A 15,499-nucleotide genomic window follows, 5' to 3' on the forward strand; every position below is an offset into this window, starting at 1 on the left:
CTTCCACTTTCGCGCAGATTCAGTCTAGCACCACCCCATGCACCGGACCAGCCGCCATATTGAAAACACCAGCCCCTTGTACTGCCGGCCCGGTTGTGGTTCAACCGCATGGGCATTCCGCCCGCAAAAACCCCTGCATCCCGCAAGGACACGACAAGCATGAAAACGTCATTCGCCGCCGCTTTCGCCGCCCCGTTCGCCCTGGTGCTGGCCGTCGCCGCCGCCCCCGCCCAGGCCGCCGACAAGAACCCGGTGGTGGCCGAGGTCAACGGCACCAAGATCCTGCAATCCGATCTGGCCAATTATCAGCGGTCGCTGCCGCCGCAACTGGCCGCCCAGGCGCCATTCGAGGCGTTGCAGGACATGGTCGTCAACAACATGCTGGTGGCCGAGCAGGCCAAGAAGGAAGGCCTCGACAAGGACCCCGAGGTCAAGCAGCTCTATCAGCAGGTGCTGGTCAAGATGTGGATGAACAAGCATCTCAAGGCCGAGATCACCCCCGCCGCCGTCAAGGCCGCCTATGACGGCTATCTGGCCAATGCCAAGCCGGAAGAGGAAGTGCGCGCCCGCCACATCCTGACCGAGACCGAGGATCAGGCCAAGGCGGTGATCGCCGAACTGAAGAAGGGCGCCGACTTCACCGAGACCGCCAAGGCCAAGTCCAAGGATCCGTCGGCCAAGCAAAACGGCGGCGATCTGGGGTATTTCGCCCAAGGCGAAATGGTGCCGCAATTCTCGAGTGCCGCCTTCGCCATGAAGGTCGGCGACCTGTCGGAAGCCCCGGTGCAAAGCCAGTTCGGCTGGCATGTGATCAAGGTGGAAGACCGCCGCCAGGCGACGCCGCCGACCTTGGAACAGGCCACCCCGGCCATCCGCGAGGAACTGGCGGAAAAGCTGGCGCAGAAGCTGGTCGGCGATGTCCGTTCCAAGGCCAAGGTCACGCTGTACGACCGCGAGGGCAATCAGGGCGCCAAGAAGTAATTTCATTTTACAACACGGGCGGCGACGAGGCACCTTCGTCGCCGCCCTTTGCTTTTGGAGCCGCGTCATGTCCGCCACCGTTTCGCCCCTCGCCCCCAGCGCTTTTCCGGTGATGCCCACCCTCGCCGGAATCCGGCTGGCCACCCATGAATGCGCCATCCGCTATAAAGGCCGCACCGATCTGTTGCTGGTGGAAATGGATGCCGGCACCAAGGTAGCCGGTGTCTACACCCGCTCGCTCACCTGCTCGGCCCCGGTGGATTGGTGCCGCGAGGCCTCGGCCAAGGGCTCGGCCCGGTTGCTGATCGTCAATTCCGGCAATGCCAACGCCTTCACCGGCGCCGCCGGCGTGGCCTCGGTGGAACGCACGGTGGAAGCCGCCGCCAAGGAATTCGGCTGCAAGAAATCCGAGGTGTTCGTCGCCTCCACCGGCACCATCGGCGTGGTGCTGCCGGATGAACGCATCACCGAAAACCTGCCGGCAGCGCGGGCCAAGCTGACCGAAGCCTATTGGCACGAGGCGGCCAAGGCGATCATGACCACCGACACCTTCGCCAAGGGGGCGACCCGTACCGCCACCATCGATGGCCAGGTCGTCACCATCAACGGCATCGCCAAGGGCGCCGGCATGATCGCCCCCGACATGGCCACCATGCTGTCCTTCATCTTTACCGACGCCAACCTGCCGCACGACGTGTTGCAGGACTTGCTGAAGAAGGGCGCCGACCGTTCCTTCAACGCCATCACCGTCGACAGCGATACCTCGACCTCGGACACGCTGCTGCTGTTCGCCACCGGCAAGGCCGGTCATGACAGCGTCAAGGATGCGTCCGACAAGCGGCTGAAGGATTTCAAGGCCAAGCTGTTCGACCTGCTGCTCGACCTGTCGCATCAGGTGGTCAAGGACGGCGAAGGCGCCACCAAGTTCGTCGAGGTCACCGTCACCGGTGCCGCCGGCAACCGCGCCGCCAAGACCATCGCGCTTTCCATCGCCAATTCGCCCCTGGTCAAGACCGCCATCGCCGGCGAGGACGCCAATTGGGGCCGCGTGGTCATGGCCGTGGGCAAATCCGGCGAAAAGGCCGACCGCGACAAATTGTCCATCGCCATCGGCGGTGTGCAGGTGGCCAAGGACGGCCAAGTGGTGCCCGGCTATGACGAGGCGCCGGTGACTGCCCATATGAAAGGTCAGAACATCGTCATCGAAACCGATGTGGGCATCGGCAAAGGTCGCGCCACGGTATGGACTTGCGACCTGACCCACGCCTATATCGACATCAACGGCTCGTATCGCACGTGAGTGGGCGCGAGGCCAGCGGGTTGGGCGGATGCTGGTCGGCGGCCAGCATCTGGCGCGGCGCCCCCTTGCTGTCGGCGCGGTTGAAGCTACGGCTGCTGACCACGGCCGACGCGCCACGTCTGGCCGAACTGGCCAATGACCCCGAGGTGGTGCGCCATACCGCCAATATCCCCCATCCCTATACCGAGGCGGATGCCTTGGGCTTCATCACCAACCAGGACAACCGCCGTCTGGCCGGACTGGGCGTGGTGCTGGGGCTGGAACGCAGCCTTGATCGTCACCTGATCGGCTGCATGGGCATTGGCCTGGATGGCGACGGCACCCCCGAACTGGGCTATTGGCTGGGCCGCGCCTATTGGGGCGAGGGCTATGGCACCGAGGCGCTGCGCCGCCTGTGCCGCCATCTGTTCGCCGATTTGGGCTATGAGGGCGTGTGGGCCGCCGTTCACCCCGATAATACTGGCTCCATGCGCGTGCTGGAAAAGGTCGGCTTCATCGCCGCCGGACGCCACGATTGCGCCATGCCGGCCCGCGGCGGCTGCATCGTCGATTCGCCCAAGTTCCAACTGACGGCCCAGGATTGGCGCACCCATCACGCCGCCCGCCCCATGCTGCTGGTGGCGGCGGCGGCGCTGATCGACGCCGATGGCCGGGTGTTGATGGCCAGCCGTCCGCCGGGCAAAAGCATGTCGGGTCTGTGGGAGTTTCCCGGCGGCAAGGTCCAGGCGGGTGAAACACCGGAAATGGCCCTGGTGCGCGAACTGGCCGAGGAACTGGGCATCGACGTGGGCGAAAGCTGCCTGGCCGCCATGGCTTTCGCCAGCCACGATTACGATACCTTCCATTTGTTGATGCCGCTTTACGCCATCCGCCAGTGGCGGGGCGAGCCGCAGGCGCGCGAAGGCCAGATGCTGAAATGGGTCCGCGCCTCGGGCTTGGCAGCACTGCCCATGCCGCCCGCCGACATCCCCCTGGTGGCTTTGCTGCGGGAATGGCTATAATCAGGCTGGTCCTGCTGTTCGAGGCCGCCATGACCCTGCATCGCAAGGAAAAAGAAGCCCTGACCTTCCTGGCCACCCATCTGTTCTATGGGTTGGCGGCGGGGGCCACCTTCGGCATCATGGTCCTGGCCACCAACATGGGCAATATCTGGACCATGGCGCGCGAGTCCAACCACACCGTCACCGTCATCGCCTTGTTCTTCTTCGGCCTGTTCGTCACCTTCGGCAGCGTCGGCATGGGCGTCGGCATCATGAGCCTGGGACGTGACGACGAAAACGGCGATTCCCGCCACTGACCGGCAGGCTTTTCCCGAACGCCCGGCAGAATCTGCCCCACTCCGACGCCCCCACCCCTCTCAAAATACCATAACACATTGATTTTTATGGTTTCTGTTGTTTGGCACGGTGCCTGCAAAGAAGAACGCGGCATTTGGCTTTACTACGGGGAACCGGATCATGACGGTCTATTCCATCAATCAGCGGATTTTCGAGCAGACGAACATGTCGGCGTCGAATGGCAAGTCCGCCTCGTCCGCCACCGACGAATTTCTCGCCGTCCTGAGCAAGGCCGGTTCGCAGGTCAGCGCCGGCGCCGCCGGCGTGCCCGCGGCGGAAAAGGCGTTGAAGAAGGTGTTCGATCGGCAGACCGACGAAAGCCGCCCCCAGGCCAAGGCCGTCGACAAGCCCAAGCGGACGGAAGCCAAGGAAACCGAGCGTTCCGACAAGGTCGACAACACCCGGACCGAGGTCAAGGCCGACGAATCCGAGACCAAGACGGTCACCGATTCCAGTGACGCCGCCCCCCAGGACGACAGCGACCAGCAGGCGCAACCCAAGGCTGAAGCCACCACCGAAACCGTGGCCGAGGAAACCCAGCCGCAGGTGACCACCGACGCCAATGCCGGCTCCCAGACCGAAGCGGTCGTCATCGCCGCCCCGGTCCAGCCGCAAACCACCCAGGTCGCCGACACCACCACCGAAGCCGGTGGCCCCCAGGTGGTCGAGCAGAATGGTGGGGAAAAAATTGCCGATGACAGCAACAAGGCGGCGCAGAACCAGACCGACCCGCAAAATGCCGGCGCCCAGAACGCCGATGGCGAGGTCGAGACCGTTGACGTCAATGCCGCCGCCGCCGGACAGAATGCCGCCAAGGCCAAGAGCGCCCAGCAGCACGGCGACAAGAACGCCGCCGCCCAGGCCCAGGCCGATGCCCTGGCCGCCAGCCTCGACGATACCGGCGCCCAGGTAAACGTGCAGGTCAAGGTGTCGGAAGCCACCCGCCCGGTGCAGCCGACCGTGGGTACCGCTGAAGTGCTGTTGACCCAGGACGTGGACGGCATCGAAGTGCCGCTGCCGGGTCAGGGCAATGGCGGTCAGACCGGCAGCCAGCCCCAGGCCAATGGCGGCCAGACCGCCCAGAATGCCGGCGCTGCCGGCCAGGATCCGACCCTGCTGAACAAGGCCGCCGAAATCCGCCCCATGGTCGCTGCCCTGGCCGCCGCCCAGGCGGAAACCGCCAGCCAGCCGCAAGCGGCGGGCAACGGTGGCAACCAGACCCAGGCGGTCGCGGGCCTCAACGGCGCCAGCGGCACCCAGGCGGCGGCGAAGACTGCCCAGGCCCAGGCCGCCCAGGCGCCGCGCCCGCAGCAAATGCCCCAGGCCAAGGAAGTGATGGATCAGGTCAAGGTCCAGATCGCCAAGGCAGGCGCCAATGGCGACACCATCAAGGTGCAGTTGAAGCCGGTCGAGCTGGGCTCGATCGAGGTCAAGCTGGACGTGGCCAAGGACGGTTCGGTATCGGGCGTGGTTACCGCCGACAACAAGGACACCCTGGCCATGCTGAAGAACGACTCGCGCACCTTGGAAAAGGCTTTGTCGGATGCCGGTTTCAAGACCGATGCCGGCTCGCTGACCTTCAACCTGCGCGGCGAAGGCCAGCAGCAGGCCGCCCAGGACCAGAACACCTCGCGGCGTTCGCGCCGTGCCGCCCTGGCCGCCGCCGGCGGTCTTGACGCAACCCAAAGCGGCGCCGCCGCCCAAGCCCAGGCACGCTTCGCCGGCGGTCGCTCGGGCGTGGACATCCAGGTGTAAGGAACAAGATCATGTCCATCACCGGCATCGAAAGCACCGGGGCGTCCAATAACGCGGCCAACAGCGGCACCCGCCTAGCCGAGAATTTCGACACCTTCCTGACCATGCTGACCGTTCAGCTGAAAAACCAAGACCCGCTGTCGCCCATGGATTCCACCGAATTCACCAACCAGTTGGTGCAGTTCTCGGCGGTGGAACAGCAGATCGCCTCCAACAAGAACCTGGAGAATCTGATCTCGGTGACGCAGACCAACACCAAGGCCCAGGCCATCGCCTATATCGGCCACACCATCGAGGTCGCCGCGTCGGCGGTGCCGCTGCAAGACGGCAAGGCCGCCTTCAGCTACACCCTGCCGGAAGACGCCCGCTCGATCACCGTCGCCATCAAGGACACCTCGGGCAAGCTGATCGCCAACCTGACGGCCAAGACCGCCGCCGGACGCACCGAGATGGCCTGGGATGGCCGTGACACCACCGGTAAGGTGGTCGAAGACGGCGCCTACAAGATCGAGATCAACGCCACCAATGCCGAGGGCGAGACCATGGAAGTGGGCACCACCGTCTACGGTCGGGTGACCGACGTGGCGTCCGACTCGACCGAGACCCTGATCGCCATGGGCAAGGTCGTGTCCAAGGTTGAAGACATCTTGACCGTTCGTGAAAAAACCACAGCCACCGCCGCGGCCAACTGAGCCGGAACCGGAAGTTTTTAGGAGGACATCATGAGCTTATACGGCGCTCTCTTCTCTGGCGTTTCCGGTCTGGCGTCTCAATCGTCGGCCATGGGTGCCATCTCGGACAACATCTCCAACGTCAACACCGTCGGCTATAAAGGCGCCAGGGTGAACTTCCAGACGCTGGTGACCAAGCAGACCTCGATCACCGCCTATTCCCCCGGTGGCGTGCAATCCAAGCCGCGCCAGGGCGTCGACGTCCAGGGTCTGTTGCAGGCCACCAACTCGTCCACCGATATCGGCATGTCGGGCCAGGGCTTCTTCATCGTCAACGAAGCCGCCCGCCCGGAAAACGGCGACATGTTCGCCTATACCCGTGCCGGCTCGTTCAAGGTCGACTCGGAAGGTTATCTGCAAAACGTCTCGGGCTGGTACATGCAGGGCTGGCCGCTGATGAGCTGGGACAACTCGCAACAGGCGTCCCAGGTCACCGTCGGCAACAACGTCTTCATGAAGGCCTACAAGGACGACACCGGCAACACCGTCTACATCAACGACAACGTGGTGTCGGCCGATCACCTGCGCCCGCTCAACATGAACGAAGTGGGCGGCACCGCGTCGCAGACCCGCAACCTGCGCATGGGCGCCAACCTGCCCAACAATTCCGACGTGGGCGACATCTTCAAGCAGCCGGTGACCATCTATGACAGCTTGGGTGGCGACGCCACCGTGCAGTTCAGCTGGTCCAAGGTGGCCCAGAACCGCTGGGATCTGGAAGGCGTGCCGCCGGTGGGCGCCAAGAGCATGAGCCTGAAGAAGGACAGCAGCACCGTCTATTCGGCCATGGGCCGCCTGGATTTCCTGGGTGAACCCAAGACTACCGGCGCGCTGACCACCGCCATCAACGGCACCACCTATACCTTCAACACCACCTCCGGCACCTCGGGCGCCACCGCCGGCACCTTCTACGCCGATCCCGGTTCGACCGCCAATACCGGCGCCTTCGTCGATGCCCTGGCCGGTGAAATGAAGCGTGCCTTCAATCTGGAATACAATTCCCTGGCGGTTTCCATCCCCGGTGCGGTCGGCGCTGCCGACACCTTCTCGGTGACCATCAATGGTACCACCACCAACCTCAGCACCCTGGTCCAGGGTACCGCCAGCGCCAGCGCCGCCGCCGCCGCCCTGAACGCCAGCACCACGTTCTCGGCCCTGGGGTTGAAGGCTTTCGCCAACGGCACCAATGGCAAGCTGCATATCTACAGCGAAAGCGCCATGACCTTCGACGTCGCCGGAACCGGCGCCATGGCGACGGCCAGTTGGCGGGATGGCAACAGCGCCACGGCGCTGACCAGCAAGACCACCGACGGCATCGTCTATGCCGAGCGCTTGGCCGGCACCGACTCGCTGATCTTCCGCCAACGTGACGGCGTCGACGCCATCACCGTCGCCGGCCTGAACAGCCTGGATCTGGCCGACGGCAACTCGGCCACCTTGCAGGGCCAAGACCCCAGTGATACCAACGGCTTCACCGTCGCCGCCATCAACATCACCGGCAACACCAGCGAAGATGCCATCGAATTCAACGGCGACGGCACGCCCAAGGAAATCAACGTCGCCTTCATCGACGTGGATTGGGCCAACGGCTCCAACGACATGTCGGGCACCGATTCCATCGGCTTTTTCCTGGGCAATCTGGACATCCGCGACGGCATGAGCCAGTTGGACGGCGATTATCAGTTGGGCTACTGGAACCAGAACGGCGCCAAGTTCGGCAATTTCGCCGGCGTCTCCATCGGTTCCGACGGCATCGTCACCGCGCTGTTCGACAACGGCGTCACCCGCGCGGTGTTCCAAATCCCGGTGGCCACCTTCGTCAACCCCAACGGCATGCAAAGCCTGTCGGGCAACGTCTTCATCGGTACCGACTTCTCGGGCGAGCCGACCTTGCGTGGCGCCGGTTCGGCCGGTGCCGGCCAGATCAACGCTTCGTCGCTGGAAGCCTCGACCGTGGATATCGGTGAGGAATTCACCACCATGATCGTCACCCAGCGCGCTTACTCGGCGGCGGCCAAGATCATCACCACCGCCGACGAAATGCTGGACGAACTGGTCCGCATCAAGCGTTAAACCTTTTACCGCGCAAACTGGACAACCGGTCCCCGTTATGGGGGCCGGTTTTTTTTGGTTATACGCGGACCGCCGCGCGGGCTTAACCCAGTTCCGCCGCCTCGGCGTCGCTGAACACCCGCGACCGGGTGAGGAAACGCAGGCCTTCCGGCCCCTCCAGCGAGAACATGCCGCCGCGTCCCGGCACCACGTCGATGATCAGCTGGGTATGGCGCCAATACTTGAACTGGGCGCGGCCCATATAGAACGGGCAACCGCCCACATGCCCCAGCAACACATCCGCATCGCCGACCAGGAACTCGCCCAGGGCATAACACATGGGGGCGCTGCCGTCGCAGCAGCCACCCGATTGGTGGAACATCAAATCCCCATGCTTGACCTTCAACCGCGCGATCAACGCCAGCGCCGCATCAGTGGCGATCACCCGTTCGACCATGGCCGGCCCTTCCGTGAAAAAAGCCCCGGAACCGATGGCTCCGGGGCTGCAGGGGGAGATCAGAAGAAGCCCAGGGCCTTGGGGCTGTAACTGACCAGCAGGTTCTTGGTCTGCTGGTAATGGTCCAGCATCATGGCGTGGGTTTCGCGCCCGATACCCGATTGCTTGTAGCCGCCAAAGGCGGCGTGGGCCGGGTACAGGTGATAGCAATTGGTCCACACCCGCCCGGCCTTGATGCCGCGGCCGAAGCGATAGGCGCGGTTGCCGTCGCGGGTCCAGATGCCCGAGCCCAGGCCGTACAAGGTGTCGTTGGCCAGATGCAGGGCCTCGTCATCGTCCTTGAAGGTGGTCACCGCCACCACGGGGCCGAAGATTTCCTCCTGGAAGATGCGCATGCGGTTATGGCCCTTAAACACGGTGGGCCTGACGTAATAGCCGCCGGAAAGCTCGCCGCCCAGATCGGCAGCGCCGCCGCCGGCCAGTACGGTGGCCCCCTCTTCCTTGCCAATGGCCATGTAGGACAGGATCTTTTCCAACTGTTCCGACGACGCCTGGGCGCCGATCATGGTGCTGGTATCGAGCGGGTTACCCTGCTTGATGGCGCCGACGCGGGCGAGCGCACGGTCCATGAAACGGTCGTACAGGCTTTCATGGATCAAGGCCCGCGACGGGCAGGTGCACACCTCGCCCTGATTGAGCGCGAACATGACGAAGCCCTCGATGGCCTTGTCGAAGAAATCGTCATCGGCGGCGGCGACGTCGGGGAAGAAGATGTTGGGCGACTTGCCGCCCAGTTCCAAGGTGACCGGGATCAGGTTCTGACTGGCATATTGCATGATCAGCCGACCGGTGGTGGTCTCGCCGGTGAAGGCGATCTTGGCGATGCGGGGCGACGACGCCAGCGGCTTGCCGGCCTCGACGCCGAAGCCGTTGACCACGTTGATGACGCCGGGCGGCAGGATATCGGCGATCAGTTCCATCAGCACCATGATGCCGACAGGGGTCTGCTCCGCCGGTTTCAGCACCACGCAATTGCCCGCGGCGATAGCCGGGGCCAGCTTCCATACCGCCATCAGGATGGGGAAGTTCCACGGGATGATCTGTCCAACCACGCCCAAGGGTTCGTGCAGGTGATAGGCCACCGTGTCGGCATCCAGCTCGGCCAGACTGCCTTCCTGGGCACGGATGCAACTGGCGAAATAGCGGAAATGGTCGATGGCCAGCGGCATGTCGGCGGCCAGGGTCTCGCGGATGGGCTTGCCATTATCGACGCTTTCGGCATAGGCCAGCTTTTCCAGATTGGCTTGCATGCAATCGGCGATGCGGTTCATCACCAAGGCACGCTCGGCGACGCTGGTATGGCCCCATTTGGGCGCGGCGGCATGGGCGGCATCAAGCGCCAGCTCGATATCCTCGGCGGTGGACCGCGCCGCCTGGCAGAACACCTTGCCGGTGATCGGGGTGACGTTGTCGAAATACTCGCCCTTGACCGGGGCGACCCACTTGCCGCCGATGAAATTGTCGTAGCGGGGCTTGAACTGAACCGGGGCTTCGGCGGTGCCGGGCGCGGCATAGAGCATGGAAATCCTCCCAGGATGGTTTGTCCCGCTTGCTGCGGGATCGGCCTTTTCTCCGCACAGCGTGTGCCAAGGGTAAATCATTTAATTTCAACGCCTTACTACCCCCGCATCCTGTGCCATCCGGGGACAGTGTGTCAAAACGGGACAGTTGCGGCGCACACCCAGGTTTTGCTTGCTTTCGCCCCCGGCCCTCTTCGACACTTGCCCCATAAAGGCAGCGGCGCCAAAGCCGCGCCGTCAGGGAGAACGCGAGATGGAGATCGCCAAGGGGCACGCCCCCGGGCAGGCCCTGCGCCATGCCCGCCATCTGCTGGAATGCGGACAGATGCCGCCGGTGGGTCTGGTCAACCCGCTGGTCGCCCAATCGTGGCAACGCAGCCTGGGCGCCGGGCTGACGCCGTGGCGCGGCGACGAAACCCCGCATCTGTCGGCGCCACAATTGTCGCAGGCGGTGGAACGTCGGCGCGAACTGGTGACACGGGCGCGCCCGGTGATGGAATATCTGCATGCCCAGACCCGTGGCTCCGGTTCCATGGTCATCCTGGCCGACGAACACGGCGTGCTGCTGGAAACCCTGGGCGATGCCGATTTCCTCAACCGGGCCGAGCGGGTGGCGCTGAGGCCCGGCGCTTCGTGGCATGAAAGCCATCGCGGCACCAACGCCATCGGTACCGCCTTGGCCGAGGCGGCGGCGGTCAGCGTTCATGGCGGCGAACACTTCCTTGATCACAACGGCTTTCTCACCTGCGCCGCCGCCCCGGTCGCCGGACCCGACGGTCAGTTGCTGGGGGTTCTGGACATTTCCGGCCACCGCCGTTCACGCCATCCGCATACGGCCGGTCTGGTCAGCGCCGCCGCCCACATGATCGAGAACCGCCTGTTCGAGGCCCGGCACGAAGCCGCCTTGCGTCTGCGTCTGCATCCCCAGCCCGACGGCATCGGCACTTTGGCCGAAGGTTTGCTGGCCATCGGCAGCGATGGCCGCATCATCGGCGCCAACCGCGCCGCCACCGTCTTGCTGAACTTGCGTCACGACCAGTTGGGGCAGGTGCGCTTGGGGCAGCGCCTGCATGTGGATCTGGATCGGCTGCTGGAGTGGGGCCATACCCATCCCGGCGCGCCCTTGCTGGCCGACGCCCAAGGCGGCCAGCGCTTGTTCCTGCGGGTCGAGCCGCCGCCCAGACGGCACAGCAGCACCGCCATGTCCGCCAGCCCCCGCCGTGATGCCCTGTCGGCCCTGGACAGCGGTGACGAAACCATGGCCCTGGCGATCGCGCGGGCCCGCAAGGTGGCGGGCAAGGCCATCCCCTTGCTGCTGCTGGGCGAATCCGGAGTGGGCAAGGAAGTTTTCGCCCAGGCGGTGCATGCCTGCGGCCCCCGGGCCAAGGCGCCCTTCGTCGCCGTCAATTGCGCCGCCCTGCCCGAACATCTGATCGAGGCGGAATTGTTCGGCTATGCCCCCGGCGCCTTTACCGGCGCCAGCAAGGAAGGATGTCCGGGCCGTATCCGTCAGGCTCAGGGCGGCACGCTGTTCCTGGATGAAATCGGCGACATGCCGGCCAGCCTGCAAAGCCGCTTGCTCAGGGTGTTGCAGGACCGTCAGGTGGTGCCGTTGGGCGGAGCCAAGCCGGTCAGTGTGGATTTCGCCCTGATCGCCGCCACCCATCAGCCGTTGAAACAGGCCATGAATCAGGGCCGTTTCCGCGCCGATCTGTATTATCGCCTGAACGGCCTGACCCTGAGCTTGCCGCCGTTGCGCCACCGCTCGGACCTGTTGACCCTGGCGGCGCGCTTGCTGGACCAGATCGAACCGGGCGGTGGCTTGGCCTTGTCCGATCAGGTGGCTGCGGCCTTCGCTGCCCATGGCTGGCCCGGCAATATCCGCCAGCTCGCCAATGTGCTGCGCACCGCCTGCGCCCTGCTGGAGCCGGGGGAAACCCGCATCCGCTGGCGTCATCTGCCCGACGACCTGATCGAGGATCTGGGGCAGAAACCGATTGCCGCCGATACTCTCACCGGCGATCTGCGCGCCCTGTCCGACAGCCTGATGGAACAGACGGTGCAGGCCTGCGGCGGCAACATGTCGCAAGCGGCCAAGCGCCTGGGCATCAGCCGCAACACCTTGTACCGACGGCTGCGGGGGTAGGGGGAACTGCGCAGCCCCACGGCCGTGGGTATGGATAAAACCTGCCGCAACACGGATGAACACGGATTGCCCGCTTGCGCGGGCGGCACGGATGGGCGCGGATAAAATTAAAAATCCGCGTTTATCCGTGCCTATCCGCGTTACTGCTGGATGTGTCCGCCGACCCTGCCATAAGGCCGTGCACAATCAACCCTATTTGCCCGGTGCACCCATGCTGGTGGAATGCTCGAAATGCAGCGCCTCGCCCGGATGGGCGGCTTCATAAGCCGAGTGGGCGGCACGCGCCGCTTCGGCGAAACCGGACAGGATCAGCTTCAGCTTACCCGGATAGGTGCAGATGTCGCCGGCGGCGAAGATACCGGGGACGCTGGTCTGCATGCTGGCCGGATCGACGCTGATGACGTTCTTGTCCATGGCCAGCCCCCATTGGGCGATGGGGCCAAGCTCGGTCGCCAGACCGAAGAACGGCAGCAGCACGTCGGCGGCCAAGGTGCGGGTCTGGCCGTCCAAGGTGGCGACGATGACACTGTGCAACTGACCATTGGCACCGCCCAGGCCGTGCAGTTGATAGGGCACCACCAGCTCGATCTTACCCGATTCCGACAGCGCCTTCAGCTTGGCCTCCGATTCGGGGGCGGCGCGGAACTTGGGGCGGCGGTGCACCACCTGGACGCTGGCCGCCAGTTCCGACAGCGAAATGGCCCAATCGACAGCGGAATCGCCGCCGCCGGCGATCACCACCTTCTTGCCGCGAAAATCCTCGCGCCGGGTGACGAAGTAATTGACGCCCCTTCCCTGGCCCTGGCCCTCATAGACCTGCAAGCCGTCCAGGGGCGGGCGGTTGGGGCCGAAAGCGCCGCTGCCGGCGGCGACGATCACAACCTTGGCCATGATCTCGGTGCCATCGGACAAGCTGCACCGCCAGCCGTTCTCCGCCTTATCCAGGCCGGTCATCTGCCGGCCCAGATGATAGGTGGGGTTGAACGGCGCCGCCTGGGCCTGCAACTGGTCGATCAGATCGGCGGCGAGGATGCTGGGCTGGGCCGGTACGTCATAGATGGGCTTTTCCGGGTAAAGCGCCGCGCATTGGCCGCCGACGGCGTCGAGCGCGTCGACCACATGGCATTTCAGCCGCACCATGCCGCATTGAAACACCGCGAACAGGCCGGCGGGGCCGGCGCCAACGACGACAACGTCGGTTTCGTGCTTCATGGTCTTTCCCCTACCAGATAAACGTGCGAATGGCGGCGGCGGGCACATCGCCATGGGCCGCGACGAAGTGGTCCAAGCGATCCTGGGTCGGATTATCGCCGGGCTTGATGCCCAGATCCTTGGCATGAATGCCCTGGGTGACAAACACCGCCCCGGCCAGACCGGCCTGATTGGCGCCGCGCACATCGGTGTGCAGGGCGTCGCCGACGGCCATCACCCGCGAGGCCGGCAGGCCCAAAATCTTCAGCGCCTGGACATAGATGGCCGGATCGGGCTTACCCCGCATGGAGACGATTCCGCCCATCTCGGCATAGCGTTCGGCCAGGGCGCCGGCACAGACCACCGGCTGGCCCTGGCGCATGACCACCAGATCGGGGTTGGCGCAGACCATGGGCAGACCGCGTTGCAACGCCTGCTTCATCGCCGGCACGTAATCCTCCACCGTTTCCTCCACGTCCCAGGGGCCGGTGTTGAGGATGAAATCGGCATGGGCCAGATCGACGGCGACGTAATCCAGGCCTTCGAACACGTTGACGTCGCGTTCCGGCCCCATGTGATAGAGATTGCGGCCCAAACCCGCATAGAACGGGTCGGTGCGGGCCTGAAGTTCCAGATGCACCGCCTCGCCCGAGGACAGCACATAATCATAAAGTGCGCGCTCGATGCCCATGCGGGCCAATTGCTCGACCAGGGCCTCGGCCCGGCGCGGTGCATTGGACAACAGCAGGCTTTGCTTGCCCGCCGCCCGCAAAGCCACCAGGGTGTCGCGGGCACCGGCATAGGCCTCGACCCCGTCATGGACCACGCCCCACAAATCCAGGATGAAGGCGTCGGCCCGGTCGGCGATAGCCGACAGGCCGGAAATCAGCGGTATGCTCATGCTTTCCCCCGGTGGTCAGCGCCGATGGCCTGGGTGATGGAGGTGAAGCCGTCGGCCGCCAGCAATGCGATCAATCCCTTGTTGATGCGCTCGACCAGACCGGTGCCCTGATAGACCAGGGCGGAATAAACCTGCACCAGCGACGCCCCGGCCTTGATCTTGGCATAGGCGTCGGCAGCAGAGGCGATGCCGCCGGCACCGACCAACGGCAACTTGCCTTCGGTCAGCGCATACATGCGGGAGAGCACGGCGGTGGACGGTGCCAACAGGGGCGCACCAGACAGGCCGCCGGTTTCCTTGGCCTGCGGGCTTTGCAAGCTGTCGGGCCGGGCGATGGTGGTGTTGGAGACGATCAGCCCATCCAGGCTGCCGGCGACGGAAACGGCGGCGATGTCGGCCAAATCCTCGTCGTTGAGATCGGGGGCGATCTTCAGCAACAGCGGCGGGCGCTTGGCCCCCTCGCTGGCCAGATCAAGGGCGGTGCGGGTACGCCCCACCAAACCCTCCAACTGGTCGCGGCCCTGCAAGGCGCGCAAGCCCGGCGTGTTGGGCGACGACACGTTGATGACCATGTAATCGCAATAGGCCGCCAGCCGTGACGCGCCTTTTTCGTAATCGGAGGCGGCGTCCTCGGTCTCCTTGTTCTTACCCAGATTGGCGCCGACGATGCCGACGCGCGGACGCTGTTGCAGGCGTGCCGCCACCGCGTCAAGGCCTTCATTGTTGAAGCCCATGCGGTTGATCACCGCCAGATCCTCGGTCAGCCGGAACATGCGCGGCTTGGGGTTGCCCGGCTGCGGCCGGGGCGTCACCGAGCCGATCTCGACAAAGCCGAAGCCCTGACCCAGCATGGCATCGGGCACCTCGGCGTTCTTGTCGAAACCGGCGGCAAGGCCGACCGGATTGGGGAAACGCAGCCCCCACAGGGTCTGTTCCAGGCTGGCATGAGAGACGGCACGACGCCCCGGCACCAGCCCCGATTTCAAGGCGCGGATGGTCAGGCCATGGGCCTGTTCGGGGTCGAGCTTGCGCAACAGCGGCCCCACCAGGGAATAAAGATCGGCCATG

Annotated in this window: 13 protein-coding genes and 1 pseudogene; 9 read left to right on the forward strand and 5 right to left on the reverse strand. The window is 64.8% G+C overall.

What is annotated here, in order from left to right:
- The first annotated feature begins 159 nt into the window (after positions 1-159).
- From MGMSRV2_RS14745 to MGMSRV2_RS14775, 8 genes and pseudogenes are all read left to right on the forward strand, one after another.
- Positions 160-981 (forward strand): peptidylprolyl isomerase, encoded by an 822-nt coding sequence (locus MGMSRV2_RS14745; RefSeq protein ID WP_024081153.1) that lies wholly within the window; start codon positions 160-162, stop codon positions 979-981.
- Between the two features lie 67 nt (positions 982-1,048).
- Positions 1,049-2,281: a bifunctional glutamate N-acetyltransferase/amino-acid acetyltransferase ArgJ gene (gene argJ / locus MGMSRV2_RS14750; RefSeq protein ID WP_024081154.1), complete on the forward strand. Its 1,233-nt coding sequence runs from the start codon at positions 1,049-1,051 to the stop codon at positions 2,279-2,281.
- Positions 2,224-2,763: pseudogene (locus tag MGMSRV2_RS22455) on the forward strand (GNAT family N-acetyltransferase); the annotation flags it as partial. The gene argJ and the pseudogene MGMSRV2_RS22455, both read left to right, overlap by 58 nt.
- Before the next feature lie 126 nt (positions 2,764-2,889).
- Entirely contained in the window at positions 2,890-3,282 is a 393-nt protein-coding gene (locus tag MGMSRV2_RS22460; protein ID WP_422612279.1) for a (deoxy)nucleoside triphosphate pyrophosphohydrolase, read from the forward strand.
- Positions 3,273-3,578: a hypothetical protein gene (locus MGMSRV2_RS14760; RefSeq protein WP_024081156.1), complete on the forward strand. Its 306-nt coding sequence runs from the start codon at positions 3,273-3,275 to the stop codon at positions 3,576-3,578. The genes MGMSRV2_RS22460 and MGMSRV2_RS14760 overlap by 10 nt, the downstream gene beginning before the upstream one ends.
- A gap of 160 nt (positions 3,579-3,738) precedes the next feature.
- Positions 3,739-5,373, forward strand: coding sequence for a flagellar hook-length control protein FliK (locus MGMSRV2_RS14765; protein ID WP_024081157.1), 1,635 nt, complete (start codon positions 3,739-3,741; stop codon positions 5,371-5,373).
- 11 nt (positions 5,374-5,384) lie between these two features.
- A complete protein-coding gene (locus MGMSRV2_RS14770) occupies positions 5,385-6,065 on the forward strand; it encodes a flagellar hook assembly protein FlgD (protein WP_024081158.1) in 681 nt (226 codons plus the stop codon).
- A 30-nt stretch (positions 6,066-6,095) separates the two neighbouring features.
- The gene (locus tag MGMSRV2_RS14775; protein WP_024081159.1) at positions 6,096-8,177 is read left to right on the forward strand and encodes a flagellar hook-basal body complex protein; all 2,082 of its coding nucleotides are present in this window, start codon (positions 6,096-6,098) and stop codon (positions 8,175-8,177) included.
- Positions 8,178-8,259: 82 nt separating this feature from the next.
- Here the strand turns inward: MGMSRV2_RS14775 and MGMSRV2_RS14780 are convergent, their stop codons facing one another.
- Both MGMSRV2_RS14780 and adh read right to left on the reverse strand, forming a co-directional pair.
- Positions 8,260-8,613: a DUF779 domain-containing protein gene (locus tag MGMSRV2_RS14780; RefSeq protein WP_024081160.1), complete on the reverse strand. Its 354-nt coding sequence runs from the start codon at positions 8,611-8,613 to the stop codon at positions 8,260-8,262.
- A gap of 59 nt (positions 8,614-8,672) precedes the next feature.
- Positions 8,673-10,193, reverse strand: coding sequence for an aldehyde dehydrogenase (adh, locus tag MGMSRV2_RS14785; protein ID WP_024081161.1), 1,521 nt, complete (start codon positions 10,191-10,193; stop codon positions 8,673-8,675).
- A gap of 253 nt (positions 10,194-10,446) precedes the next feature.
- Here adh and MGMSRV2_RS14790 point away from each other — a divergent pair, with 253 nt between their 5' ends.
- The gene (locus MGMSRV2_RS14790; protein WP_024081162.1) at positions 10,447-12,339 is read left to right on the forward strand and encodes a sigma-54-dependent Fis family transcriptional regulator; all 1,893 of its coding nucleotides are present in this window, start codon (positions 10,447-10,449) and stop codon (positions 12,337-12,339) included.
- Between the two features lie 192 nt (positions 12,340-12,531).
- Here MGMSRV2_RS14790 and MGMSRV2_RS14795 read toward each other — a convergent pair whose 3' ends face one another.
- The 3 genes from MGMSRV2_RS14795 to MGMSRV2_RS14805 are packed head-to-tail and all read right to left on the reverse strand — an operon-like array spanning position 12,532 to position 15,498.
- On the reverse strand, positions 12,532-13,551 hold the full coding sequence (locus tag MGMSRV2_RS14795; RefSeq protein ID WP_024081163.1) for an NAD(P)/FAD-dependent oxidoreductase: 1,020 nt from the start codon (positions 13,549-13,551) through the stop codon (positions 12,532-12,534).
- Between the two features lie 10 nt (positions 13,552-13,561).
- Complete coding sequence (locus MGMSRV2_RS14800; RefSeq protein ID WP_024081164.1) at positions 13,562-14,431, reverse strand: TIGR01459 family HAD-type hydrolase; 870 nt, start codon at positions 14,429-14,431, stop codon at positions 13,562-13,564.
- Complete coding sequence (locus tag MGMSRV2_RS14805; protein WP_024081165.1) at positions 14,428-15,498, reverse strand: quinone-dependent dihydroorotate dehydrogenase; 1,071 nt, start codon at positions 15,496-15,498, stop codon at positions 14,428-14,430. Before MGMSRV2_RS14805 ends, MGMSRV2_RS14800 begins: the two co-directional genes overlap by 4 nt.
- Between the last annotated feature and the right edge of the window lies 1 nt (position 15,499).

Source organism: Magnetospirillum gryphiswaldense MSR-1 v2, from assembly GCF_000513295.1.
In the GTDB taxonomy this organism is placed as follows: Bacteria; Pseudomonadota; Alphaproteobacteria; order Rhodospirillales; family Magnetospirillaceae; genus Magnetospirillum; species Magnetospirillum gryphiswaldense.